Genomic DNA, 25,012 nt, shown 5'->3' with positions numbered 1-25,012 from the left:
TTGGAGAGGGGTCAATTTATACATTCAAAACTTTTCAAACACCCTCTAAGATGGATATAATTCCATATCCGATTTTAGATATTCTTCCAAAATGGAAAACTATGGACACCCTGAAAATTTCTCCTTCAACACAGTTACCAGATCATACTCAATTACCCTGTGAAGATGGAACATTTGTGAAAAATTTTCAAGAACATCCCCAAAGTATTCTTCTAACAGAATCTATCTGGTCAAAATTACAAACGATTCATCCAGATAAACAATTTTGCATAGGACAAGATAGCGGTATTTATTGGCGGATTACAGAACCACCAGAAAGAGGTGCAGAAGCGCCAGGTTGGTTTTATGTTCCTGATGTGCCACCTGCCTTAAATGGTCAAATGCGCCGTTCTTATGTGATGTGGCAAGAATTAGTTGCTCCCCTAATTGTCATTGAATTTGTATCCGGTAATGGTAGGGAAGAAAGGGACGAAACCCCATATCAGGGAAAATTTTGGGTTTATGAAAAAGCAATAAGAGTGCCTTTTTATGGTATTTACGAAGAAAAGAAATCATCTTTAGAATTATATCATTTAATCGAAGGACAATATCACTTGATGCCACCTAATGCTAGGGGTCATTATGTAATTGAAAAAATGGGTGTTGAATTAGGAATTTGGCAAGGAACATATAAAAATGTCGAGTTACCTTGGTTAAGGTGGTGGGATTTGGAAGGTAATTTCTTGTTAACAGGAGAAGAACAAGCTGAACAGGAAAAACAACGGGCTGAACAGGAAAAACAGCGGGCTGATAGATTAGCAGCGAAATTGCGAGAATTAGGTGTTGAATTTGATAATTGAGCAATTTTGTACAATGCAAAACCCCTATACCGCAAGGAACTCAAGTTCCTTGCTAATAGCGAAAGTCATCTAAAGATGACTAAATAAGTAAGTAGGTGAACAGAAAAATTTAAAGGTATATAACGGTATGTAAAGTTGTCTCAATGCGAAGGAACTTGAGTTCCTTGCTAATAGCGAAAGTCATCTTTAGATGACTAAATAAGTAATTGGACAAAAATATTTACAGTCATTGCGAGGGAAGGGAAGCAATCACAACCCTGGCGATTGCTTCATTTCACTTCGTTCCATTCCCAATGACATTGTGTAATTAATTCTGTCTGACTACTTATTAGGAAAATTTATTAGTCCGTTTTAACGGACTTGAGCTATGAGACAGGGAATTTATTCCCTGGCGGGTGTGGAAAGCAACTTTACCCAGAGGGGAAATTATGTCTTTTAATAAATACAAAAGCATTGCTGATGTATTACAGGAATTTCCACTCACTTACAAAGAAAAAAATTTCATTGAACAAGTACCTATGGAAACTGATCCTTATTTTAAAAGTAGATTAGATTTTATCCTAGAAGCAGGAGTTGTTTTTAATTCAGAATCTGCTATTTGTGAAAGCATTATTTACCCAGTTCTTGTAGAAGTATGGCGACAATATGCTAGTAAATTATTACTTTGGAGTCATCAACCTTTAAATTATGATGAGAATTTATCAGGGATTCCTGACTATATGGTTGCTCAACGTTCTTCTAGGGGTAAAATTATTTTGGAGAAGCCTTATCTAATTATAGTGGAAGCTAAAAAAGATAACTTTGAGGAAGGTTGGGGACAATGTTTAGCGGAACTGATTGCTGCACAAAAAATGAATAGTAATCAAAATAGTCGGTTATTTGGTATAGTTTCTAATGGTAAGTTATGGGAATTTGCAGTTTTGCAAGAAATAGAGTTTGTTAAGAATGTTAAATATTATGTATTAGAGGATTTACAAGTGCTGATGGAGGCGTTAAACTTTATATTTAGTAATAGTTTTGAGCAGGTTATTTATTGAGTTTTTAAGTAGTTAATAAATTCTGTAACTCCATCATATTGATCATGGTAATTAATATATTGAGTGAACACTTGTATATCTAAATCTGGCAATAGTTGACTTTGACTTAATGCTGGGATTTTCATGTCAATTGTAAAGATTTGTGAAAATAAACATTCGTGTATTTAGAAAATGATAGATTTTCGGGGATTGTGGGTACTCTCTAAAATATAGAGGTAATTGAGGGGGTTAATAGGCAAAGCAAGCGATCGCACTCATGAAGAAACTAGTAAAATTATATCGAAAGAGGCATCGCTAAACAATCAGTACAATAAATAATATTAAATTTATCAAATGTGGCGATCGCAAATAGTTGACATTGCATCTTATCTGCCCACAAGAATTTTGCATAATGATGAGTTATCAAAATTTTATCCAGGTTGGTCTGCTGAAAAAATTTATCAAAAGACAGGAATTAGAGAAAGACATATTGCCGCAGATGACGAAACAGCAGCCGATTTGGCTTTTAAAGCCACCATCAATCTGTTTGAAAAAAACACTGTTGTTCCTGAAGACATAGACTTTATTATTCTTTGTACTCAAACACCAGATTACTTTTTACCAACTACAGCCTGTTTACTGCAAAATCGTCTAGGCATTCCCAATACTGCGGGAGCATTTGATATTAATCTGGGTTGTTCTGGTTATGTTTATGGTTTATCTGTTGCCAAAGGACTTATCGAAACCGGCTCTGCGCGTAAAGTTCTTTTCTTAACAGCAGATACTTACTCAAAATTTATTCATCCTTTAGATAAAAGTGTCCGCACCTTATTCGGTGATGGTGCGACAGCCACATTGATTGAATCATCAGACAACCAAGAAGAGGAATTTATCGGACCTTTTGTATTTGGGACAGATGGTAAGGGAGCAAATAATTTAATCGTGAACACAGGAGGTTTCCGGTCTACAAAGTCTGAATATACAGCAGCAGAAAAGGTTTATGATTCTGGTAATATCAGGTCAGAAGACAATCTATATATGAATGGTTCTGAAGTAATGACATTTACACTTGCTTCTGTACCAAAAGCGATTAATGATTTGCTCAAAAAATGTGGTAAAAACTTAGATGATTTTGATCATATAGTTTTCCATCAGGCTAATCAGTTTATGCTAGATGCCTTACGAAAAAAACTCAAAATACATGAAGAAAAGTTTCCTATTTTCTTAGAAAAGTGTGGAAATACAGTATCATCAAGTATACCACTCACCCTAGAGTCCATGCTTAATCAATCTCGGTTAAAGCGAGGCGATCGCTTGTTACTATTAGGATTTGGTGTAGGATATTCTTGGGCTGGAGCAGTAGTTAAATTTTAATTTCTAGGAGTTGCATCATGGAAGCTTTTTATGAAGGTTTAGCAGAAGTATTGGAAATTGATGTCAGTGAAATTTCTCCCAGTCTTGACTTAACCAAAATGGATTGGGATTCACTGGCATTTATTTCGACAATTGCCCTAGTTGATGATTGCTTTAATGTCATGTTAAATGGACAATCTCTTGCTGATTGTCAAACCGTAGCAGATATTGAAAAACTCATTACTAAAAAGCAAGGAGTCTAATTCAAACATGAATGCCATCAACACCTCGGTTGGTAAGCAAATTCAAACAAAAAATGGTCGGATAGCTGGAGTTGTTGCTTGTTTACCAACCCATGAAATCTCCAATGACTATTTCATCGAAAAATTTGGTGCAGAATCTGTTAAAGATGTTGTCAAAATGATTGGTGTTGAAAATCGTCGTTGGGTAGATGAATCAACTTCAACAGCCGATCTTTGTTACCAAGCCGCAGAACATTTATTAAGTGGTTTGAATTGGCAAAAAGAATCCATTGATGTTTTGATATTTGTATCTCAAACACCAGATTATCGTCTTCCTGCCACTGCTTGTTCACTTCAGGCTCAATTAGGACTACAGCCTTCCTGTTTAGCCTTTGATATTAATCTTGGCTGTTCAGCTTACCCATATAGTTTATGGCTGGGTATGAATATGATTCAAACAGGGGCTGCTAAACGAGTTCTTCTCGCAGTTGGTGACACCAGCAGTCATTACATAAATCCGTCTGATCGTTCTACTGCTATGCTATTTGGAGATGCGGGAACTGTCACCGCACTAGAGTATTGTGAAAATTCTGTAAATGATGCTTTTTTTATCCTGGGTACTGACGGAAAGGGATCTCATAACCTGATGATCCCTCGTGGTGCATCCAAAGATTATTCTCTTGCAAATGATCCAAGGCTAGAAGGTAAAGACCCCAATTGTGTTTACATGGATGGGACTGAAATATTTACATTTACTATGCAGGTAGTTCCGCCCTTGATATCATCACTACTTGAATTTTCAGAACATAAAGCAGAGGATTTTGATAACTTTCTATTTCATCAAGCCAATTTATTTATGCTCAAACATTTAATTAAAAAGGCAAAATTACCACTGGATAAAATTCCTATTAATATTAATAAATTTGGTAACACCAGTAGTGCCTCCATTCCATTACTCATGACTGATAATTTGTCCTCTTTATTAAAAGAGCGATCGGCACGTTTGGCAATGTTTGGTTTTGGTGTAGGCTACTCTTGGGGTGCTACTGCAATTACTGTCGGTCCACTTGATGTTATAGAGATAATTGATTATCAATTATGAGTATATTTGCTGCCGATGCACTAAAAGGAAAAACTTTCTTAGTTACAGGAGCTTCATCTGGTCTGGGAAAAGCAACCGCAATTATGATTGCTGAATGTGGTGGACAGGTTTTGGTTTCTGGTAGAAATGAATCTAGGTTAACAGCTTGTATTGAAGCCATGAAAGGAACTAATCATATTGCTTTGCCTTTTGACTTGTCTAATGCTGATGAAGTAGCTGATTGGGTAAAGTCGATTGCTAAAAAATATGGAGCTTTATCAGGTATATTTCATTCAGCAGGATTAGGATTAGTTCTACCAGCAAGAATGATGAAACAATCTCATTTAGAAAGTCTTCTCCAAAGCAGTTTATTTGCAGCATTTGGTATTGCTCGTGCGGCATCTTCCAAAGGTGTTATAACCGATGGTGGATCAATTGTGTTTATGTCTTCTGTCATCGGTTCTAGAGGTCAACTAGGTATGACTGCTTACTCTGCTGTGAAGTCAGGAATTGATGGTATGGTTCGCTCACTTGCTTGTGAGTTAGCACCGCGTAAAATTCGGGCTAATTCCATTTTAGCAGGAGCAGTAGAAACAGAAATGATTGCTGAGTGGAGAGCAATTAGTGATAAAGCTGCTGTTGCAGAACTAGAAGGTAGACATTTACTAGGCTTTGGCAAGCCTGAAGATGTAGCAAATACAGTCCTATTTTTACTCTCTGATGCCTCACAATGGATTACTGGCACAAACTTAGTAATTGATGGTGGGTATATGGTGCGCTAGTAAAACAGTTGTATAGTAATTTTAAAAAAGTATGCAATCTTATATACATCCATCCTTCTACACAAGTACGGATATTTTTAAACAAGAACAAACTGACATTTTTCACAATCTTTGGCAGTTTGTCGGATTCACTTTAGACTTAACAAACCATAATGACTATATTTGTGCAGAAATAGGTGGTAAGTCCGTTATAATTCAAAACTTTCATGGTGAATTGAAAGCATTTCATAATCTTTGCTCCCACCGATTGAGTCGTATTCGCCAATTTAGTCATGGAAATGAACCTCTCCAATGTCCATATCATGGATGGGTTTATGATAGTGATGGTATTCCTGTTGGTATTCCATGTAAGTCGGAATTTACTAATCTGGATGACTCTACTCTTAAATCACTAAGACTTGAGCAATGGTTAGTAGAGATATGTGGTTATCTAGTTTTTGTAAAAAGGTATAATGACAACAAAACACTCAAAGAATATTTACAAGCAGAAACTTTCAATACTTTAGAAAGTATTTCCAAGGCATTTGGTGATAAAATTGGCTGTTATGAAAAAACTATTAAAGCTAATTGGAAAGTTGTCATAGAAAATTCATTAGAAGACTATCATGTTAAACAAGTTCACCCCCAAAGTTTAGGTAAATTTTTCATACCTGAATGCAATTATTCTTTCTCCAGTCTGCATTCATTGGGAACTTTAGCTCATAAAAGTTCAGGTAAAAAAATGGAAATACTAGAGTCTATTTTTGTAAACAGACCTTACAAATTAGATAAATATTACCATTATTTACTTTTTCCGAACTTAATGATAGCAACGACTCAGGGACTATCATTTAGTATTCAATCAGTTTCTGCTATCAGCCCCAGTGAAACTAAATTTACAAGCCACTTGTTTTTAAGTAAATTAGATCACAATACTGATGAAATGTCTAGATCACAACAGGCAATAGTTGAAGTTTTATCTAAATCAATTCTAGAGTTTAATAATAAAGTTCTTAGTGAGGATTGGGTAATATGTGAACAGGTTCAGTTAGGAATTTCCGAAAGTGAAAAATATGGAATTCTTAGCATTCGAGAGAAGCGAATACAAGAATTTCAAAAAGCCTATATTTCTGTAATGAATAAAAAACTGAATTAAAAAAATGAAACGTTTACTTATAGTTGGTGCTGGTGGATTTGGACGAGAAGTTCTTTTGTGGGCTGCGGATGCCTCTAAATATCAGTCGGAATGGTCTATAGCTGGATTCCTTTGTGATGATTTAAACGCCTTAGATAATTATGATTACGATATACCAATTGTAGGCGGTATACAAGATTATATTCCTCACGATCAGGACTTATTGGTAATGGCCATAGCAGATACTCGTAATAAACTAGATTTAGCAAACAAGCTTGAAGAACGTGGTGCAAAATTTATCACCTTAATTCATCCAACAGTCATAGTAGCTAAAAATGCTAAAATTGGTAGAGGATGTGTATTTTGTCCACTTTCTAGCGTCTCTTGTGACACAACTGTTGGCAATTTTGTCACAGTTAACACTAGAAGTGGTATAGGTCATGATAGTAAAATTGATGATGGCTGTACTTTAAGTAGCCATGTTGATTTAGGCGGTTATGTTCAGATGGGACGCGGTGTTTTTGTTGGTAGTAGTGCTAATATATTACCAAAAACAAAAATAGGTGATTTTGCGACTATTGGCGCGGGTAGCGTGGTTTTAATGTCTGTAAAATCGGGTGTTACTGTATTTGGTGTTCCCGCAAAAACCATCTGGGAAAAAAAGGAATGACAGTTTTTATCAATGAAAATGTCTCACTAGGATTTTATAAAAACTATGACTAATTTTAGTTGCTTGATATGTAAAGCAGAAACAAAGTTATATTTTTCCAAAGACTTTCAGAAAAGCTTTGAGTTAAATTTAGTAGATTACTATAAATGTGAAAACTGTGGTTTTGTTTTCTCCAAAACACACTATGAAATGTCAGATACTACATGGGAAAAACTTAACTTTAATTGTCATAACTCTTATCAAAATCAGGACTATAATCCATCAGATCCTAGATGGTATGAACGATTATCCCTGCAATCTGAAGTTATTTATAAACTCGCTCAATTAAAAGTTATTTCTAACTCTTTACCTTGGGTTGACTGGGGTTGTGGAGATGGTAAGCTAGTTGATATTTTAAATCAGAGAGGTTTAGATGTACAGAAATATGATTTCTATATGCAACATAATTCTGACTATCTAACAAATCAGGCACTTAAGCAAACCAAGTATAGTTTGCTAATTAATACATCTGTATTTGAACATATATTCGTGAAAGACATACACTTGATGCTATTAACAGCTTAATTGCTGAAGATGGAGTGTTAGCTCTTCATGTGCTGGTTAAGGAAGATATTCCGCAAGATCCAGATTGGTTTTATCTTCAGCCACCGCACGTCTCATTCTTCACTAATCAGAGTATGCAAATTCTCTTTGAACAATGGAACTATAAAGCTTCTATTTATCATGTTCCTTCTCGGTTATGGTTTTGGTTTCGAGAAATGGATAATATTCAAATGTCTGTTATTAAAAATTTATTACCTGAAACAGAGGGATTTTATTTCAAAGAGGGGTTCATGAATTATTGGGGACTAATAGAGAAATGATTAACAACAAAAATCAGGAAATTGAAAGGAATCTATATGAAGCAAAAATTTGATGATTTAGCTATATTTGGTGGTACACCAACCTTCACCGAAAAACTGCACGTCGGTCGTCCTAATATTGGCAACCGCAAAAATTTATTATCGCGCATCAATGATATTTTAGACAGAAAATGGTTAACTAATCATGGCATTTATGTCCAAGAATTTGAACGACGTATTGCTGAATTTGTCGGAGTTAAGCATTGTATAGCCACCTGTAACGCCACAGTAGCATTAGAAATAGCTATTCGGGCTGTGGGATTAACTGGTGAAGTAATTGTTCCTTCTTTCACATTTATTGCTACTCCACACGCGCTTCAATGGCAAGAAATTACACCTGTTTTTTGTGATATTGACCCCCAAACCCATAACATAGACCCAAATAAAATAGTTCAAAGTATCACCCCACGAACCACAGGTATTATTGGTGTTCATTTATGGGGTCGTTCTTGTGATGTCGAAACTTTAAGTGATATTGCTCATACTTATGGTTTAAAATTAATGTTTGATGCTGCTCATGCTTTCGGCTGTTCACATCAAGGTAAGATGATAGGGAGTTTTGGAGAGGCTGAAGTTTTTAGCTTTCATGCTACTAAATTTTTGAATACTTTTGAGGGTGGTGCAATAGTTACAAATAGCGATGAACTGGCAGAAAAAATCCGTTTGATGACAAATTTTGGTTTTGCTGGTTATGACCAAGTTATTTACATTGGTACTAATGGCAAAATGAATGAAACATCAGCAGCAATGGGGCTAACCTCTCTAGAAAGTATTGATGATTTCGTTGATGTTAACTATCGTAATTACAAGTGTTATCAAACAGAACTTGCTGATATTCCCGGACTTTCATTATTGAGTTATGATGAGACAGAGAAATGTAATTATCAATATATTGTTTTAGAAATTGAAGAATCTAAAGCTCAAATCACTAGAGATAACTTGATCAAAATTCTTCATGCTGAGAATATCATAGCTCGGCGCTATTTTTATCCCGGTTGTCATCGCATGGAGCCGTATAAATCATATTTTCCCTATGCAAAATTACTACTATCTGAAACTGAAAGGTTAAGCGAACAAGTTTTACTATTACCTACAGGAACTTCAGTAAATGAAGATGAAATTCACATGATATCTCAAATCATTAGGATTGCCATTAGGGAAGCTAAAAACATTTTTCCGCAAATAAATCTATAAGAATTAAGATCATGAATCAGATTAATACAGAAAATCAATTAAATTTTGTGATATTTTCTCCAGCCTTTCAAGCTCATGTTGGTGGAGTTATTGCCCTTCATAATTTAGCTCGAATTATTGATGAAGCCGGATTTTCATGCAAAATCTTTGACATGAATGGGCTAAAGATACCTAACAGCATATTTGAGAAGTATGGAACCGAAGCCGATGTTAATGAGAATACAGTTGTTGTATATCCAGAAGTTACAGTTGGTAATCCTTTAAATGCAAAGTATATAGTTAGATGGATTCTTTGTGAACTTGGTATTAACTGTCCCCATGACATATATAAAACTTGGGGAAAAGACGACTTTGTTTATCACTATTGCACATATAATCCTGAAAAAGATGTCAAGCATTATAATCTTCTTTCTCCGCTATACATAAATCCAGCATTAAAGAATCATGGCAAATCAAGGGATGGTTACTGTCATATTATAAGAAAAGGTCATAAATTTCACAAGCCGTTAAAATATATTCACCCATCTGATTCTCTCTTCTTAGATAATAATTTATCTCAAGAAATTCTCATTGAAATATTTAACAGAAAAGAATATCTTATTTCTTACGATCCATATTCCTATATTGGTTCAATGGCAGCCTTATGTGGATGTATTCCTATCATATTACCAATGAAAGGAACTACTAAAGATAAATGGTTTAAAACCTTATCTACTTCAGTGATTTTAGAAGAAGTCGGAGAATTTGAACTCAAGGGATTTGCTTATGGAATAGAAGAAATAGAATATGCACGAAATACATTGCAGGAAGTACGATATCAACAAGAACTACAAATTAAATATGGTGAAAAATCAGTTCATCGTTTTATAAATGATATGATTAGCATAATTTGTGATAATTCGGAGATATTATCCAAAAATGCTCAGGTATTAAAACTTAGCGATATATTTCCTGTTGGTGAATCTGCAATTACTTTGGAAGATATTCAAGGAAATTCAAAAAATTTATTTGCCAATATTATACCTAAAATAATTAATAATGATCAAGAAGTAGACTATCTGAAATTCCTCTTTTCCTCTCAGTCCGACTTTAAAGAAATTGGTGAAGCAGATAATTACTACCAATACTTGCAGAACTCACTCGCTTACCTACACACATCTATATTAAATAACCCTGATTCTGAGTTATGGCATGAAGTAGTTAAGAATTTTGCTCAAACTGCTAATTTCATCCCTGCATACTTCAATGAAGCCAATCTGAAAGATGTATATGTTAAACGTGCAGAAATAATAGAATATTTTCTGAAACTTGAGGGTTATGAAATTGATTATGAATTTACAGATAGACCTATAAGCAGAAAAAAAATCCGTCTTGGTATATTAGCCAATAGTTTTTTACCCTCAGCAGAAACTTATGCTTATCTTCCTGTTTATGAATACCTGAGTCGAGACTTTGAAGTTATTTTGTATTCTCTTGCAGAAACTGGACATCCATTAGAACAATATTGTCAACTTTCTGCTAACTCCTTTAAACTGCTACCACAGGAATTATCGGCGCAAGTAAATATAATTCGTGGTGATGATGTTGATATATTATTTATAGCTACCAACGTTACCGCAGTCACTAATCAAATCTGCCTATTAGCAACCCATAGATTAGCGAAAATACAAGTTACTAGCGGTGGTTCTGTGGTAACAACTGGAATAAGAAATATAGATTATTATATTTCTGGTACATTAACTGATCCATCACCCACAGCACAAGAGCAATATCAAGAAAAGTTAATCAAATTAGAGGGTTCTGTACACTGTTTTAGTTATGGGACTGAAGAAGGAAAAATAACCACCCCAGTAGAACGGAATAATTTAGGTATTCCCGAAGATGCGTTTGTTTTCATCTCCTGTGCTAACTACTTTAAAATAATTCCTGAATTAGTGGAAACATGGGCAAAAATTATTTCTCAAGTACCAAATTCAGTTTTAATGCTGTTACCATTTGGTCCCAATTGGTCAAATAATTATCCCAAGCTACAATTTATCAATCATCTCAATTCCATATTTATCAAATATGGGTTAGAAACTGAACGCTTAATAGTATTAGATCCTCAACCAGTTCCAGATAGACAGGACATGAAGGAATACTATAAAATAGCTGATGTCTATTTAGATTCTTTTCCCTTTGCAGGTACAACTTCTTTAATAGAACCACTACAGGTTAATCTCCCAGTCATAGCTAGACAGGGAAATTGTTTCCGTTCTACAATGGGAGCAGCAATGATCCAAACATTGAATATTCCTGACTTGGTAGCAGATAGTGAAGAATCTTATATCAAATTAGCAGTGAAACTTGGGAATAATCCTGAATTACGTCAACAAAAGAGCAAAGAAATTAAAGAAAAAATGCAGGATAATCCTAGTTTCCTGGATAGTCGCGCCTACTCAACAAAAATGGGTAGTATATTCCGGGAGTTATTTAGGAATTATTTTGTAAATAACTTAGAGCAAAACCTGCGTCTAAGAGAGATTAATTTCATAATTTTCCCTGATTGGACACAACCAGAAGATGAACTTGGTTTTGAATTACAGGAGGTAATACAAGCATTAGCAACTCATCCTGAAAGTGAAAAAATTACTCTACTCATAAATACAGGTGATATGGATACCGAAGATGCAGAAATCTTTCTATCTAGCGTAGCAATGAATTTGTTAATGGAAGATTTAGATATTACTGATACCATAGATATTTCTCTAGTAGATAAGTTAGGGGATATACAATGGCAATCTTTATTACCTCGGATTTATGGAAGAGTCATTTTGAACAATGAAGATGAGGTAGCTTTAGCAAAAGCACCAGTTAGCAAGATACACAGTTATCAAATAGATAGTTTGATAAGTTAATTTTAAGAGTCTTAAGAATAACAACTATCAAAGAGCCACTATTTTTGACGATAAACCTCTCTGCGATGTTTCGCTTTAACTATGGTCACTAATAAAATATCATCTTGTATTTGATAGATAACTCGATAATCACCTATTCTAATCCGGTAAATTGACAATTCGCTTTCCAATTTTTTAACACCGTCAGGACGCGGTTCAATTGCGAATTCTTGAATTCTTAAATCAATTCTTTCTCTAATATCAGTTGGTAATTTTTTGAGTTGTTTTACAGCACCCTTGGTAAATTCGATTTGATACTTCACGATTTTAATTCCTGTTGGTACTGTTCCCAAGATATTGTACCGTTCACTTCTGCATCTTTTAATTCAGCAACCGCATCCGCAATATCCTCTGTATCTTCATCTTCACAAATATCTAACAGTTCTAATATTTCCTCTAAGGTGCCTTCATAAACTTGTTCTAGCCGTTCATAGATTGCTTTTAATAATGCTTGTTTTTTAGTTGTAGTTTCCATTTTTACACCTCCTGCAAAATTATCTAAAAAATATTGCGAATAGTCTTTTTCCATTCTACACAAAACATACTATAATAGCATCGGGAAGTCGCAAACTCAGGATAATTTTTATTATTTAATTCTTTAGCTGCATTTAAGCTCCTTTCTGCCTTAATTAATAAATATTTTTGTTCATTATTCATAAAGTAATCCCCTCTTTTCTAACATTCATAAAAAAAGGAGTATTTTTAAAATTAAACTCCTTAGCTTCAGCAAAAACCCGAGAAATAACTAAGTCAAATTCCAAAGATACTTCAGAAATAAAAATGCTAGTCTTTTCAACTTCTTGAGAATAGTTAAAAGGTTCTTTTAAAACAATTAAAAATCTATATCAGAATCAGAATGATGATCACCTCTAGCACGAGAACCAAACAAGATAACTTTATCTAAATTATCTTGATAGGTTGTTTGTAGAAATGTTTTAACTTTTTCTGAAATTTTATTTATTATTAGCAATTCCATATATCATAACCTCTCTTAATAAAGATTATTTCATAATCATAGCACATCTTTTTTATAGCTGAAGTCCTTGTATTTCACTCAACCAAGAACCGCTATGTCAACTCCAGTTACTTTTGAGGATACCAATTATCATCAAATAATTGTTCCAAAGAATAGGGACAATTATCAGGGAATAGATTTGATGCTAATCCTGTTTTTTGAACAACAACTTTCACAGCAACATTGTAAATATGAGCTAATTCTTGAACTAACTTATTTTTTAATGTAGTGGTTAAGCTATTGTTTAAATCATCTCTAAAAGCGATTATTTCGCCCTGCCAGTGCCGATAATTTCGATCATATTCTTCCTGCCAATATTCTAACAGTAAAATATGAATTATAATTTGTCTTAATAAACTTCTAACTTTGTTTAACTCATTTCTTCTCAAACTTTCTAACTCCTCAATTAAATTATCTAAATCTAAATTATCTAAATCTTTTGTTTTTAGAAGCTTAATAGTTTCTTCCAACCACAGATAATCATCAATTTCATACAGTTTTTGTAGTTGGGTTGGTGTTTTATTTAACATAATCACAATCCTTTTTTTGTTAGGATAGGTTACTTATCAGAATTTCATAGATATAGCGGTATACACTTGAATGATATACATGATAAGCCCCCTCCTCGCTTGCGGGGAGGGGGTTGGGGGTGGGGTTCTCGAACAACTCAACCGAGAACTACTATAGCGATGCTTACGGCTATAAAATAAGCCTTTTGATTAAAGATTAACATAATTTTAGGCGGTTCGATTTCCTTCTATCAATTAAACCTACAGGTATTTACAAGCCTTAACTATCAAGATACCTTTGCCACATCTGCTCATAAGCAGTTTCTATATCACGGGTAAACTGTTTTGCATTCCATAGCGGTGCTGTGTGTCTTGACTGACGCAACTTCCACGCAATCTGCTGTCGCAGTTTTTCATCCTTACCTAAGCGCACACCCCACTCAACATACTCATCTTCATTCCACGCAATCCCTTCCGTAATTCCTGCATTCATCATCATTGTATAGCTATTACGGGCTGCAAACTGTTGTCCAACCCTTGTCACAACAGGAATACACATCCACAGAGTTTCTAAAGTTGTTGTCGCTCCATTATAGGGATAGGTATCAAGCACCACGTCTGCGATCGCCAAATTTGCGCGGTGAACCGATTCCATAGGAACTTCCTCTAAAAATCTCAACCGAGAGAAATCTACACCGACTTCTTCTGAAATCCTTTCAAAAAACTCCTTGCTTGATTCTAAATCAGCACCACCTTTAATTAATAGATAACTATTAGGAACTTCTTTGATAATTTTAATCTGTAAGCGCAGATGTTCCAGATGTCGTTTATAGCTAATTTGATTCATCAAATAAACTATAGCATCACTAGGAATATCTAAATTTTCTCTGCGTAAAGTCGGTACACCCACCTCAAAGCCATCAACAGCTATATAAGTTTGGGGTAATCTCCAAATTGTTTCACTATAATAATCCTGTGCTGATTCAGGTAATACATAAGAATCAGCAATAAAATAGTCAATTGATGGTATCCCTGAAGCATCCCAACCCAACCAAGTAGCTTGGATAGGGGCAGATTTAATGGACATTAATTTACAGGTAACATCTAAAGAGAGACTGTCTAAATCTATCAAAATATCAATTTCATCTTGCTGAATTTGTTCCCAACCTTGATCATCTCTTGTAGAAATTTTGCGAAACTTATAGGCAGTATTTACAAAATAATGGTTTGTAAACGGATCTATGACATCTAAATCATAGACATAATAACAATGGATTTTAAATTTCTCTGGATCATGATGTTGAAATATCCATCTTGACAACCATCCTACCGAATGTTTTTTGAAAGCAAAGGAAACATAACCTATATTGAGAATCTTTTTATGCCTATCCTTTTGCTGATGACGTAACGATAATAAATTGTGTTGAGATTGAGCAATTTCTGGCTTAAATTTAATATAATTAGCTTGGCATAAGCTGGATATTTGATTTTGAATTTTGCGATTTTGCTGAGGAAAATCTTCAATATACGGTAAATAAAACAACGAGCTAAAAAGTCTAGCAATAATTCCATCATCACCAATAGTAGGATTTTCTTTTACCAATTCTTCTGCTAAGAATATTTGATGTTTTAACTGTGAACAAGACTCTTCCCAATAACTACCATAAGACATTAATGCTCTGACAATTAAAGAATTAGCACAAACTTTTTCAGCCAATGTATTCACAACTTCATAGGAGTGTTTAGCTGTTTCCAGTCCTTCCTTATATTTCCTAGCAGATTGATAAAAATAAGATATCATTGTCAGAATTTCTCGATTATCAGGAAACCGACGCAAACAAAGTTCGGCATAATCTGATGCTAATTCTGGCATTTTTTGAAAGAAAGAAATTTTCATACTTTCCAACATTACAGTATCTATAATGATCATTGGGGTTGGAAAATATTGAATACAAACGTCAATAAAATTAAAAGCAACTTTTGCTTTTGGTACATAAACTAAAAGATTTATGATTACATCCAACAATAAATGATCATCATAATGTCTGACTTCTATAATTGAGGGATTTGTTATTGATTCTAAACAATTAGCACCATCATTATCAAAGATTTCTTGCTTAATAGCTAAATTAATCAGGTTTAATAAATTATTGACATTTTCAGGACAAATCTCTCGAATATGTTGGCGGATTACCCAAGCAACTTGATAATCTTCAATAGCTATCCGGCGGTTAGCTTCTGTTTCTAAAACTGCTAATAGTTCTGTCGGATCTTCTCCTTCATCTCCTGCCGCTGATAATGCCATAAACCAAGTCATTTGTGCCTCAGTTTCTTGACCTTGTAGCAATAAGATTAATCCCAAATACCAATAATGAGATTTAATATCAGGTTCTCTCTCAATAGCTTGCTCATAAAGGTTAGCAGATGCACTATAATTTTCTGAAATTAAGTATTGCTCGGCTTGCTTTTGCCAATTAGTTGTATTAGATAAAGATTCTATAGAAGTCATATCAAATATTTAGAATATACTCAAAACCGCTTAATCATTCGATTCTATCGCTAGGGGTTTAGCAGTGATCATTAGTGTCAACTTAACATAAAATCTTTAACCCGCCTGGGAATGATAGCGTAGCGTGGCGTAAGCCATATTCCCAGTCTCATAGCGAAAGTCATCTAAAGATGACTAAGGAAACCAAAAATTATTTAGTAAACTAAAGTTTACTTTAGCTATGAGACCGGAACTTAAGTTCCGGGCGGGTGTGGAGGTAAACAGATAAGCCATTTTTAACTTAAGTTGACAGTTTAGTATAACAGGAGTTAAGATTAAAGCCCTATCAATTGATGTTGTTACCACTTTGGCTGTAGCTATATATAAACCTGAACAAATATTCACCTTACAGCCAGTGTTTGCAAGGTGAATATAAGAATTGTACCTTGATGAGGTAAAAGTAATTGATTAGTTGGTTAATTATTATTTAATCAGCTTACCACTAACACATTCAGCACCAGCGTTAGCACCGGCGGATTGAGCTACAACACCAGAACCAGCGGCATCAACGTTGTTACCTTCACACACGTAAGCGAAAGTAGACAATTCACTATTAGTCCCTGCTGTAAAAACATAGACCTTACCGCCATAGTTTTTCAAACCGCCTCCGGCTACTTTTGTTGCAGAACCGCTTATAGCGAATGCACTAGTACCAGCACCAGCATTACCTGTTGCTGCTGTAGAGTAACTATAGTATTCAGTCGAGGTTTTAATACCAGTACCTAATAGATCAACAGTAGAGGTAAAAACGTCGTTTTCTGTAAAGTAAGCTTGTTGACCTCTGTTCATTGTCCCGACGTAATTCTTAGCTTCAGACTGTTTAGCTTTCTTAGCTTGGTTCAAGAAGGAAGGTAGTGCAATAGCGGACAGAATACCAATGATGATGATAACAACTAACAATTCAATCAAGGTGAAACCTTGCTCATCTCTTTTCTTGCCGAGGAGGTGTTGTAAGAATTTAGCTTTTAATTCAGTTTTCATAGCAGTTTTCCTTGGGGGGGGTTGGTGTTGTTTGTTTCCTTATGCAAATAACTTACCCAGTTCTGATCAATTTCATATCACCTCTGAAAAAAATTTTTTACCAAATGGGAGAAATGGCTGTAATTCCCTATGGGTCAAGGCTTCTATCTATTAGACAGCGACCGAATTTAAATATGCATGACAAGCGACCTTTGTAGAGACGTTCCATGGAACGTCTCTACAACAATTTTTTTTGGAGATGTCTATTTATTTTTTGATGAGAATTTGATTTTAATAATTTAACGTATAGTACACGCTTAAACAGCATAATCTTAACAAGCAAAACAGCTATGCTAAAATCATGCTGTATAAATTATGTATAAATAAATATTTGAATTTAAATAAGGTGCAAAATTTATGGAAAAATCCCTAAGATGAGAAACTTTCAACACCTAAATCTGTGGATTCTACTATATTCAATCGCCTATTTTGGTAACGTTGTCCAACCAGATGGACAGATGCCAGAGGTGGCTGTTTGTAGAGTGCCTATACCAGGGACGGGGTTTTCACATAAAAGAACTGTAACTACTAACTCGTTACTACCTGATGAGTTTATAACTGTTTGTGCCTGCGTAACTCCTACATAGGATTTTAAAAATACTACTGAGGACATACCATTATTTGTAGCCACTTTACCAGTAGAATCAATACTAATTTGATACTGGTAATATTCCGTTTGCTGTTTCATGCCATTTCCTAATGTACCAACAGAACTGCTAAAGACATCATTTTCTACGTAATAAGCCTGTTGAGAGCGATTCATTGAACCAACAAACAATTTAGCTTCTGCTTGCCTACCGCTGTTAGCCCTACTTAATATAGAGGGTATGGAGATCGCGGATAAAATGCCAATAATTAGTATGACGGTAATTAATTCAACTAGGGTATACCCAGCTTCATTGGGGTGTTTGGGAAGCAAGTAAGCTAATAATCGGGCTTGGAAATTGCTTTTCATAGGGTTTGCAACCATTTGGTTTACTGAGTAAAAAATATGCTTTGACGCAAATTCCAGCAAAATTGCATCAATACATTACTTAATCCCAGTATTCCCAAATTTCTCAGGTTTGATATCTCTATGCAAAAAATATTTATACTCAGGTGGCTACAGTTTTTGGTAAGTAGTGAGACAGAATTAATTAATTTTGTCTCACTACTTATTTACAGTCATTGCGAGCGAAGGGAAGCAATCACAACCCTTGGAATTGCTTCATTTCACTTCGTTCCATATGGCTAACGCCACGCTGCGCTAACGCAATGAAAATTTACAGTCATTGCGAGCGAAGGGAAGCAATCACGACCCTTGCGATTGCTTCATTTCACTTCCTTCCATATGGCTAACGCCACGCTACGCTAACGCAATAACATTGTGTAATTAATTCTGTCTCACTGCTTAAGTAATTAACATTTGATACAGCAATCATGACTTTTCAACCACCCTCTTAGATTTTCCTCAAGAGTCGGAACTGGCGTACAATGCTGGAATTGACTAATATTAAGCCACACCAACTTAAAAACAGTATCTTATGCCAGCATTTTTATTAGAGGTCGGTACAGAAGAATTACCCGCAGGTTTTTTGAGTGATGCTATTGGACAATGGCGATCGCGCATTCCCGAAAGTCTCAAAACCCACAATCTCCCCGAAGCGGTTGTCGAAGTCTATGGAACACCCCGCCGGTTAGCAGTTCTGATTACAGGTTTACCCTCCCAGCAAGCAGACAGAGAAGAAGAAATCAAAGGACCACCCGCACAAGCAGCTTTTAAAGATGGACAACCCACTAAAGCCGCCATTGGTTTTGCGAGTAAGCAAGGTGTAGATATTTCCGCTTTAGAAATTCGTCCCACGGAAAAAGGCGATTTCGTCTTCGTCAACAAACAAATTCCCGGTCGTCCCATCGCCGATATTTTAACTGAACTTGTCCCCCAATGGGTCTGGAACTTAGAAGGCAAGCGGTTAATGCGGTGGGGACATGGTGACGGACGGTTTTCGCGCCCAATTCGCACTTTAGTCACATTGTTAGATGGGGAAATTCTACCACTACAATTAGAAAATGGGGCAAAAGTTGTTAAAAGCGATAGCCTTTCTCGCACCCATAGAGTCTTACACCCCCAACCCGTCAGCATTGACCACGCTACAGAATATGTCAAAACCTTGGCTTCTGGCTATGTAAATGTACTCCCAGAAGGCCGAGCCGAAATCATCACAAATCAAGTGCAAGCAGCAGCCGAAAAATTAGGCGGATATACCCCAATTTACCCCGATTTACTAGCAGAAATTGTCAATTTAGTTGAATATCCCACAGCAGTTATCGGCCAATTTGAAGAGGAATTTCTCAATTTACCAAAAGAAGTAATTACCGAAGTCATGGTAAGTCATCAGCGTTATTTTCCCGTCTTCAAAAATGCTGATTGCCAGGAATTATTACCCAACTTTATCACCATTAGTAACGGAGATCCTGCCAAAGCTGATATTATTGCTGTTGGTAATGCTAGAGTCATTCGAGCGCGGTTAGCTGACGGTAGATTTTTCTATGAAGCTGATTTAGCCAAACCCTTAGAAAGCTACTTACCCCAATTAGAAAAAGTCACCTTTCAAGAAGATTTAGGTTCAGTTCGTGCCAAAATCGCCAGAATAGTTAAAAATGCCGAAAGAATTACCACTCAACTACAATTAAATTCAGACCAAACCCAGAATATACAAAGAGCCGCATTACTTTGTAAAGCCGATTTAGTCACACAAATGGTCTATGAATTCCCAGAATTACAGGGAATTATGGGCGAAAAATACGCCTTAGCCAATGGCGAAAATCCAGAAGTTGCAAAAGCCATCTTTGAGCATTATTTACCCAGAAATGCTGATGATATTTTTCCCCAAACTCTCACAGGGCAAATAGTTGGTTTAGGAGATAGATTAGATACCTTAGTGAGTATCTTTGGTTTAGGTTTAATTCCCACAGGTTCATCAGATCCTTTCGCCTTACGTCGCGCAGCAAATGCGATTGTTAATATTACCTGGTTGGCGAATTTACAAATTAATCTATCAACCCTTTTAGAAGAAATCGCCACAGATTTTGCTACAACTTTTAACAAAGATGCCAAATCCTTAATTAAAACCTTGCAAGAATTTTTCCTGCAACGGATTCGCACCTTATTACAAGATGAAAAACAGATAGATTACGATTTGGTAAATGCAGTTTTGGGAGAAAATGATCCTGAATACACAGAACGAGCATTAACGGATTTATTAGATGTCCGCGATCGCGCTCTCTATTTACAACAAATCCGCAAAGATGGTACATTAGATAAAATCTACGAAACCGTCAACCGTTCCACCCGGTTAGCAGCCCAGGGAAATCTAGACTTTCAAACCCTAGAACCACAGTCTTTAATTAATCCCCAACTGTTCCAGAAAAAATCCGAATCTGCATTTTATAACGCTTTACTCGAATTAGTTCCTCAAACCCAAGCAGCACAACAAAACCGGGATTACCAACTATTAGTAACCGCACTAGCAAAAATTGCCCCCACCGTCAGTACATTTTTTGATGGTGAAGACAGCGTTCTAGTTATGGACGCAAATCCCGATATTAAGCAAAATCGCTTAAATTTACTGGGATTACTGCGAAATCACGCCCGTGTATTGGCGGACTTTGGCGCGATAGTCAAAAATTTGTAGCATAACGCAACAAAAATTGGTGTAATTTTTGCCAATTAACGCTACTATAGTGAAGCTTAACCAGGGATGCTACATAGTCTATGCCAGAAGCGTTAATTATTGGATTCGGAAAATCCGGTGTTGCTGCGGCAAGATTGTTGAAACAGGAAGGCTGGGAGGTTGAACTTTGCGATAGTAGCACCTCCCCAACCCTCCTCGAACAACAACAACAACTCGCCAGTGAACACATTACCGTCAAATTAGGACACAAACCAGAATTCACCAACTCTGATATATCCAAATTAATAGTTCTCAGTCCCGGAGTTCCTTGGGATATTCCTATTTTAGCCAAAGCGCGAGAATTAGGCATAGAAACTATTGGCGAAATGGAACTAGCTTGGCGATATTTGCAAGATATTCCTTGGGTAGCAATCACCGGGACAAATGGTAAAACTACCACCACCGCTTTAACTGCTGCCATTTTCCAAACAGCGGGATTGAACGCCCCCGCCTGTGGTAACATTGGTCATGCTGCTTGTGAGGTAGCAATCCAAAATCCAAAATCTAAAATCCAAAATCGCCCTGATTGGATAATTGCTGAACTTAGTAGTTATCAAATCGAATCTTCCGTAACTTTAGCGCCCCGCATTGGGATTTGGACAACCTTCACCCCAGATCATTTAGCCCGACACAAAACATTAGAAAATTACTATAATATCAAAGCCAAATTATTACATAATTCCCAAATTCAAATATTTAATGGTGATGATACTTATTTGAGCAAATTAGGATTAACTCATTGGCCAAAAGCCTATTGGACAACCGTTAAAGGTGAAAAATTCCTAATCGGCGAAAAAGGCTTTTATATAGAAAATGGCTGGGTAATGGAAAAAATCACCCCCACACCCCAAGCCATTGTAGAGGTATCTGCATTGCGAATGGTAGGGGAACATAACCAGCAAAATCTGCTCATGTCCGTCGCTGCTGCTAGATTAGCAGGTATAGATATTACCGCCATTTCGCAAGCTGTGCGTGAATTCTCTGGCGTTCCCCACCGTTTAGAACATATCTGCAATTGGCAAGGAATTGATTTTATTAACGATAGCAAAGCCACCAACTACGACGCAGCCGAAGTAGGATTAGCATCTGTCCATAGTCCCGCCATTTTAATTGCTGGTGGCGAAGCCAAAGCTGGGGATGATACCACTTGGTTAGCCCAAATTCAAGCCAAAGCCGCCGCCGTTTTACTCATAGGTAACGCAGCACCGGCATTTGCGAAACGGCTGCAAGAGATGGGATATAGCAATTATCACATAGTTGAAACAATGGCAAACGCCGTATCCTTATCTGGGGAATTAGCCAAAAAATATCAAGCCTCTGTAGTATTATTATCTCCAGCTTGCGCTAGTTTTGACCAATATCCCAATTTTGAAATGCGGGGTGAAGACTTTCGGCAATTGTGCCAAAAATATCTAGTACCGTAGGTTGGGTTAAGCAAAGCGCAACCCAACATCAATCAAATTGATGTATACTAAACACGGGTGAGATTTAAACTTTTGCTAAATGACAAAAAGCCCAGATGTGTAGGGGTAAAGCAAGAGCTTCATTGGTGTCAACTTAAGGTAAAACCTGTAGCCCGCCTGGGAATGAATTCCCAGTCTAATAGCAGAAGTCATCTGAAGATGACTAAATAACCCGGAAATTTTTGAGTAAACTTTAAGTAGGTTGGCGTTGAAAATTGTCGTTATGGCAAGGCAAAAGGCAAGAGGCAAGAGGCAAGAGTGAAGAGGGTTTGGGCGATTTTACATTTCTTTACACAGTTTGGTTTTATTGTGTTCACCTACTTAATTCATGTTGATTTAATATCAGGACTTACGCAAAATATTCCTCAAACCCTCATTTCTCTGTGTTCTCTGTGTTCTCTGTGGTTCATTATTCCGTAACTCGTGCGTAAGTCCTAAATATCACTAAAATTAATAACATTGACAGGTTACATATCACTTTTTTGTCAATTTGTCAATAGGAAATTTTTGCGATCGCTCAAATTAGATCATTTCTGAGCAAATTCATGGCTAAAATTGTCGAGGGAATAGCTATGAATTTTGTAAAGTTTTGTATTAGCCTGGGAAATTAATTTCTGAAACTACTGTCAATCAAGGGTTTAAGACTAACCTCTTCTGAAAGATCCAAAATTGACAACAATAACCCAATTATGAAATTCTCTGAAATTATAGCAGATCGCTGAAAGTATAGCAACCTCGTTGATAAATAGAAAAGATTCTCAATTAATTATTAAGAAAATATAAAGGGAATTGCTAAAAGTTATAAATATCAAAAGTATTATTGATTTTCTATAATTTAAACTTATCATACAGCCATTATGAATAATATATCTGATAAACAGCATCTAGGATAAAACTAAGAGCATATTATTAGATTATAATTGTGCGATAGCGAAGCTGCTGCAAGCAGTTCACTCTTCGGTACACAAACCCTAAATCTGTGTCAACTTAAGCTCAAATCCCTACCACATCTCGTTCCTAGTCTCTGACTAGGAATGCAGTTGATGAGGCTCTGCCTCTAATATCATTGAAGGCAGAGCCTTCTAGAATTCATTCCCAGTCAGAGACTGGGAATGAGATGATCTGGGTTCTTTGCGGGGTAGATATTTTACGTTAAGTTGACACCAATGAAGCTCTTGCTTTACCCCTACACATCTGGGTTCTTTGTCATTTGGCAAAAGTTTAAATCTCACAAGTACATAGTATAACTCTTAACTGGGAACAGTTTCCCTACCACATCTCGTTCCTAGTCTCTGACTAGGAATGCAGTTGATGAGGCTCTGCCTCTCATAAGCTGTTACGCAGCTAAATTTGATAACCATAATTTACTTGAACTTTGTAGTGCGGGCATCTTGCCCGCTAGAATTATACAAACTAAATGCACAACAGCTTATCATTGAAGGCAGAGCCTTCTAGAATTCATTCCCAGTCAGAGACTGGGAATGAGATGATCTGGGTTCTTTGCGGGGTAGATATTTTACGTTAAGTTGACACCAATGAAGCTCTTGCTTTACCCCTACACATCTGGGTTCTTTGTCATTTGGCAAAAGTTTAAATCTCACAAGTACATAGTATAACTCTTAACTGGGAACAGTTTCAACTGTCTGGACATCCTCAATTTTCCAAATCTGACAAAGAAAAATGCACCTATTTTGAGACACAATCAGCCAAAACCTGGCACTTCTTTGTGATGAAAATCCGTGAAACTCTTATTAATAAATGGTTTTAGCTTTATTTAGCAAGCCCTACTTAACAATTGTCCAGAAACTATCCTAGCTAGTCCACGTCACCATACATATCACATATTATTGGCAATCTTATCATGAGTCGTTCTATCCATTGGCAATCTAGCACCGCTGCACTCATGGCTATAGCCATTACAACAGGTATAGCCATCCCCATGCTATCATTTAACCCTGTTTTTGCCCAAGGATTTAATCTCAATCAATCGCGGACAATTAGTATCCCCGCTAATGTCACTTTACCTGTTACCTACGAAAAAGAGAAGGTTATTGTCAAACCGGGTGAAATATTGGCTTTAACTCTGAAAATAGCTGACAATGTTACTGATAGAAACAGAAATATTTTAATTCCTGCTAATACTGAAGTTATTGGAGAATTACAACCAGTAAGATTAAATGGGGCATCTACTAATAATAACCGGCAAGGTGTCCGCTTTGTAGCCAGGGAATTAGTATTTCCCTCTGGACAACGACAACAGATTTATGCTAACTCTAAAACTATCACCCAAACAGAAACAATTACCAAAGGATCAAGCACTGGACAAATATTAACAGATGCGGCTATTGGTGCGGGTGCTGCTACTCTGATTTCTTTGGTGACTGGTAACAAGAAAATTGAAGTTTTAGAACCCGTAGGTGGTGCAGCAGCGGGGGCTTTAGTTAGTGTACTATTGCGAAAACCAAAAGCTGATGTTTTTGTGTTAAGACCAGAACAAGATTTAGATATTACCCTGACTTCAAATTTAGTCATAACTCGTCAATAACACAAGTCACTGGAGGAAGATAGCCTCTAGTTGGCTTTCATCCCTTGCCTAAAGGACAGTTAAGTTTTTC

24 protein-coding genes are annotated in these 25,012 nt (G+C 36.2%); 15 read left to right on the top strand and 9 right to left on the bottom strand.

Annotation, left to right across the window (positions count from 1 at the left end; genetic code table 11):
* Window positions 1-101: 101 nt before the first annotated feature.
* Entirely contained in the window at window positions 102-839 is a 738-nt protein-coding gene (locus NG743_RS19945) for a Uma2 family endonuclease (protein WP_257122165.1), read from the top strand.
* A gap of 428 nt (window positions 840-1,267) precedes the next feature.
* Complete coding sequence (locus tag NG743_RS19940; protein WP_257120749.1) at window positions 1,268-1,876, top strand: hypothetical protein; 609 nt, start codon at window positions 1,268-1,270, stop codon at window positions 1,874-1,876.
* Here the strand turns inward: NG743_RS19940 and NG743_RS19935 are convergent.
* Window positions 1,870-2,001 (bottom strand): hypothetical protein, encoded by a 132-nt coding sequence (locus tag NG743_RS19935; protein ID WP_257120748.1) that lies wholly within the window; start codon window positions 1,999-2,001, stop codon window positions 1,870-1,872. The two genes, NG743_RS19940 and NG743_RS19935, sit on opposite strands and share 7 nt — an antisense overlap.
* Before the next feature lie 208 nt (window positions 2,002-2,209).
* Between NG743_RS19935 and NG743_RS19930 the strand changes: the two genes are divergently transcribed.
* The 10 genes from NG743_RS19930 (at window position 2,210) to NG743_RS19885 (ending at window position 12,090) form a co-directional block, all read left to right on the top strand.
* A complete protein-coding gene (locus tag NG743_RS19930) occupies window positions 2,210-3,229 on the top strand; it encodes a ketoacyl-ACP synthase III (RefSeq protein ID WP_257120747.1) in 1,020 nt (339 codons plus the stop codon).
* A 17-nt stretch (window positions 3,230-3,246) separates the two neighbouring features.
* Window positions 3,247-3,471: an acyl carrier protein gene (locus NG743_RS19925; RefSeq protein ID WP_257120746.1), complete on the top strand. Its 225-nt coding sequence runs from the start codon at window positions 3,247-3,249 to the stop codon at window positions 3,469-3,471.
* A gap of 7 nt (window positions 3,472-3,478) precedes the next feature.
* Window positions 3,479-4,552, top strand: a complete 1,074-nt coding sequence (locus NG743_RS19920) for a ketoacyl-ACP synthase III (protein ID WP_257120745.1) — start codon at window positions 3,479-3,481, stop codon at window positions 4,550-4,552.
* On the top strand, window positions 4,549-5,313 hold the full coding sequence (locus NG743_RS19915) for an SDR family NAD(P)-dependent oxidoreductase (RefSeq protein ID WP_257120744.1): 765 nt from the start codon (window positions 4,549-4,551) through the stop codon (window positions 5,311-5,313). Before NG743_RS19920 ends, NG743_RS19915 begins: the two co-directional genes overlap by 4 nt.
* A gap of 31 nt (window positions 5,314-5,344) precedes the next feature.
* Window positions 5,345-6,448, top strand: a complete 1,104-nt coding sequence (locus NG743_RS19910; protein WP_257120743.1) for an aromatic ring-hydroxylating oxygenase subunit alpha — start codon at window positions 5,345-5,347, stop codon at window positions 6,446-6,448.
* Window positions 6,449-6,452: 4 nt separating this feature from the next.
* Window positions 6,453-7,097, top strand: a complete 645-nt coding sequence (locus NG743_RS19905; protein WP_257120742.1) for an acetyltransferase — start codon at window positions 6,453-6,455, stop codon at window positions 7,095-7,097.
* 189 nt (window positions 7,098-7,286) lie between these two features.
* Window positions 7,287-7,661 (top strand): class I SAM-dependent methyltransferase, encoded by a 375-nt coding sequence (locus NG743_RS19900; protein ID WP_257120741.1) that lies wholly within the window; start codon window positions 7,287-7,289, stop codon window positions 7,659-7,661.
* A 14-nt stretch (window positions 7,662-7,675) separates the two neighbouring features.
* Window positions 7,676-7,960 carry a hypothetical protein gene (locus NG743_RS19895; protein ID WP_257120740.1) on the top strand — a complete coding sequence of 95 codons (285 nt, stop codon included), beginning with the start codon at window positions 7,676-7,678 and terminating at the stop codon, window positions 7,958-7,960.
* A 36-nt stretch (window positions 7,961-7,996) separates the two neighbouring features.
* On the top strand, window positions 7,997-9,193 hold the full coding sequence (locus NG743_RS19890; protein WP_257120739.1) for an aminotransferase class I/II-fold pyridoxal phosphate-dependent enzyme: 1,197 nt from the start codon (window positions 7,997-7,999) through the stop codon (window positions 9,191-9,193).
* A gap of 11 nt (window positions 9,194-9,204) precedes the next feature.
* Window positions 9,205-12,090 carry an O-linked N-acetylglucosamine transferase, SPINDLY family protein gene (locus NG743_RS19885; protein ID WP_257120738.1) on the top strand — a complete coding sequence of 962 codons (2,886 nt, stop codon included), beginning with the start codon at window positions 9,205-9,207 and terminating at the stop codon, window positions 12,088-12,090.
* Window positions 12,091-12,128: 38 nt separating this feature from the next.
* Here NG743_RS19885 and NG743_RS19880 read toward each other — a convergent pair whose 3' ends face one another.
* The 8 genes from NG743_RS19880 to NG743_RS19845 all read right to left on the bottom strand — a co-directional run bounded on the left by NG743_RS19880 (window position 12,129) and on the right by NG743_RS19845 (window position 18,176).
* Window positions 12,129-12,392, bottom strand: coding sequence for a type II toxin-antitoxin system RelE family toxin (locus tag NG743_RS19880; protein WP_257120737.1), 264 nt, complete (start codon window positions 12,390-12,392; stop codon window positions 12,129-12,131).
* Window positions 12,389-12,604: a hypothetical protein gene (locus NG743_RS19875; protein ID WP_039199791.1), complete on the bottom strand. Its 216-nt coding sequence runs from the start codon at window positions 12,602-12,604 to the stop codon at window positions 12,389-12,391. The genes NG743_RS19880 and NG743_RS19875 overlap by 4 nt, the downstream gene beginning before the upstream one ends.
* A gap of 23 nt (window positions 12,605-12,627) precedes the next feature.
* The gene (locus NG743_RS19870) at window positions 12,628-12,786 is read right to left on the bottom strand and encodes a HEPN domain-containing protein (RefSeq protein WP_257120736.1); all 159 of its coding nucleotides are present in this window, start codon (window positions 12,784-12,786) and stop codon (window positions 12,628-12,630) included.
* Window positions 12,787-12,961: 175 nt separating this feature from the next.
* A complete protein-coding gene (locus tag NG743_RS19865; protein ID WP_257120735.1) occupies window positions 12,962-13,105 on the bottom strand; it encodes a nucleotidyltransferase domain-containing protein in 144 nt (47 codons plus the stop codon).
* 107 nt (window positions 13,106-13,212) lie between these two features.
* Entirely contained in the window at window positions 13,213-13,674 is a 462-nt protein-coding gene (locus NG743_RS19860) for a DUF29 domain-containing protein (protein ID WP_257120734.1), read from the bottom strand.
* A 259-nt stretch (window positions 13,675-13,933) separates the two neighbouring features.
* Complete coding sequence (locus NG743_RS19855) at window positions 13,934-16,162, bottom strand: O-linked N-acetylglucosamine transferase, SPINDLY family protein (protein ID WP_257120733.1); 2,229 nt, start codon at window positions 16,160-16,162, stop codon at window positions 13,934-13,936.
* A gap of 462 nt (window positions 16,163-16,624) precedes the next feature.
* Window positions 16,625-17,182, bottom strand: a complete 558-nt coding sequence (locus NG743_RS19850; protein WP_257120732.1) for a type IV pilin-like G/H family protein — start codon at window positions 17,180-17,182, stop codon at window positions 16,625-16,627.
* Window positions 17,183-17,645: 463 nt separating this feature from the next.
* A complete protein-coding gene (locus NG743_RS19845) occupies window positions 17,646-18,176 on the bottom strand; it encodes a type IV pilin-like G/H family protein (protein WP_257120731.1) in 531 nt (176 codons plus the stop codon).
* Window positions 18,177-18,744: 568 nt separating this feature from the next.
* Between NG743_RS19845 and glyS the strand changes: the two genes are divergently transcribed.
* The 3 genes from glyS to NG743_RS19830 all read left to right on the top strand — a co-directional run bounded on the left by glyS (window position 18,745) and on the right by NG743_RS19830 (window position 24,942).
* On the top strand, window positions 18,745-20,895 hold the full coding sequence (glyS, locus tag NG743_RS19840) for a glycine--tRNA ligase subunit beta (RefSeq protein ID WP_257120730.1): 2,151 nt from the start codon (window positions 18,745-18,747) through the stop codon (window positions 20,893-20,895).
* A gap of 80 nt (window positions 20,896-20,975) precedes the next feature.
* The gene (gene murD, locus NG743_RS19835; protein WP_193963754.1) at window positions 20,976-22,358 is read left to right on the top strand and encodes a UDP-N-acetylmuramoyl-L-alanine--D-glutamate ligase; all 1,383 of its coding nucleotides are present in this window, start codon (window positions 20,976-20,978) and stop codon (window positions 22,356-22,358) included.
* Between the two features lie 1,900 nt (window positions 22,359-24,258).
* Window positions 24,259-24,942, top strand: a complete 684-nt coding sequence (locus NG743_RS19830; RefSeq protein ID WP_257120729.1) for a conjugal transfer protein TrbI — start codon at window positions 24,259-24,261, stop codon at window positions 24,940-24,942.
* Window positions 24,943-25,012: the final 70 nt, after the last annotated feature.

It is taken from the genome of Dolichospermum heterosporum TAC447 (assembly GCF_024584745.1).
GTDB classification, from domain to species: Bacteria; Cyanobacteriota; Cyanobacteriia; order Cyanobacteriales; family Nostocaceae; genus Dolichospermum; species Dolichospermum heterosporum.
The sequence above is the reverse complement of the archived record's forward strand: the minus strand, read 5'-3'. Positions and strand labels throughout refer to the sequence as shown.

What these genes read in the sequence shown, in the direction of transcription:
- NG743_RS19945 (WP_257122165.1), top strand. Translation starts at nt 102, where the DNA reads ATGGACACCCTGAAAATTTCTCCTTCAACACAGTTACCAGATCATACT.
- NG743_RS19940 (WP_257120749.1), top strand. Translation starts at nt 1,268, where the DNA reads ATGTCTTTTAATAAATACAAAAGCATTGCTGATGTATTACAGGAATTT.
- NG743_RS19935 (WP_257120748.1), bottom strand. Translation starts at nt 2,001, where the DNA reads ATGAAAATCCCAGCATTAAGTCAAAGTCAACTATTGCCAGATTTAGAT.
- NG743_RS19930 (WP_257120747.1), top strand. Translation starts at nt 2,210, where the DNA reads ATGTGGCGATCGCAAATAGTTGACATTGCATCTTATCTGCCCACAAGA.
- NG743_RS19925 (WP_257120746.1), top strand. Translation starts at nt 3,247, where the DNA reads ATGGAAGCTTTTTATGAAGGTTTAGCAGAAGTATTGGAAATTGATGTC.
- NG743_RS19920 (WP_257120745.1), top strand. Translation starts at nt 3,479, where the DNA reads ATGAATGCCATCAACACCTCGGTTGGTAAGCAAATTCAAACAAAAAAT.
- NG743_RS19915 (WP_257120744.1), top strand. Translation starts at nt 4,549, where the DNA reads ATGAGTATATTTGCTGCCGATGCACTAAAAGGAAAAACTTTCTTAGTT.
- NG743_RS19910 (WP_257120743.1), top strand. Translation starts at nt 5,345, where the DNA reads ATGCAATCTTATATACATCCATCCTTCTACACAAGTACGGATATTTTT.
- NG743_RS19905 (WP_257120742.1), top strand. Translation starts at nt 6,453, where the DNA reads ATGAAACGTTTACTTATAGTTGGTGCTGGTGGATTTGGACGAGAAGTT.
- NG743_RS19900 (WP_257120741.1), top strand. Translation starts at nt 7,287, where the DNA reads ATGTCAGATACTACATGGGAAAAACTTAACTTTAATTGTCATAACTCT.
- NG743_RS19890 (WP_257120739.1), top strand. Translation starts at nt 7,997, where the DNA reads ATGAAGCAAAAATTTGATGATTTAGCTATATTTGGTGGTACACCAACC.
- NG743_RS19885 (WP_257120738.1), top strand. Translation starts at nt 9,205, where the DNA reads ATGAATCAGATTAATACAGAAAATCAATTAAATTTTGTGATATTTTCT.
- NG743_RS19875 (WP_039199791.1), bottom strand. Translation starts at nt 12,604, where the DNA reads ATGGAAACTACAACTAAAAAACAAGCATTATTAAAAGCAATCTATGAA.
- NG743_RS19870 (WP_257120736.1), bottom strand. Translation starts at nt 12,786, where the DNA reads ATGAATAATGAACAAAAATATTTATTAATTAAGGCAGAAAGGAGCTTA.
- NG743_RS19865 (WP_257120735.1), bottom strand. Translation starts at nt 13,105, where the DNA reads ATGGAATTGCTAATAATAAATAAAATTTCAGAAAAAGTTAAAACATTT.
- NG743_RS19860 (WP_257120734.1), bottom strand. Translation starts at nt 13,674, where the DNA reads ATGTTAAATAAAACACCAACCCAACTACAAAAACTGTATGAAATTGAT.
- NG743_RS19855 (WP_257120733.1), bottom strand. Translation starts at nt 16,162, where the DNA reads ATGACTTCTATAGAATCTTTATCTAATACAACTAATTGGCAAAAGCAA.
- NG743_RS19850 (WP_257120732.1), bottom strand. Translation starts at nt 17,182, where the DNA reads ATGAAAACTGAATTAAAAGCTAAATTCTTACAACACCTCCTCGGCAAG.
- NG743_RS19845 (WP_257120731.1), bottom strand. Translation starts at nt 18,176, where the DNA reads ATGAAAAGCAATTTCCAAGCCCGATTATTAGCTTACTTGCTTCCCAAA.
- glyS (WP_257120730.1), top strand. Translation starts at nt 18,745, where the DNA reads ATGCCAGCATTTTTATTAGAGGTCGGTACAGAAGAATTACCCGCAGGT.
- murD (WP_193963754.1), top strand. Translation starts at nt 20,976, where the DNA reads ATGCCAGAAGCGTTAATTATTGGATTCGGAAAATCCGGTGTTGCTGCG.
- NG743_RS19830 (WP_257120729.1), top strand. Translation starts at nt 24,259, where the DNA reads ATGAGTCGTTCTATCCATTGGCAATCTAGCACCGCTGCACTCATGGCT.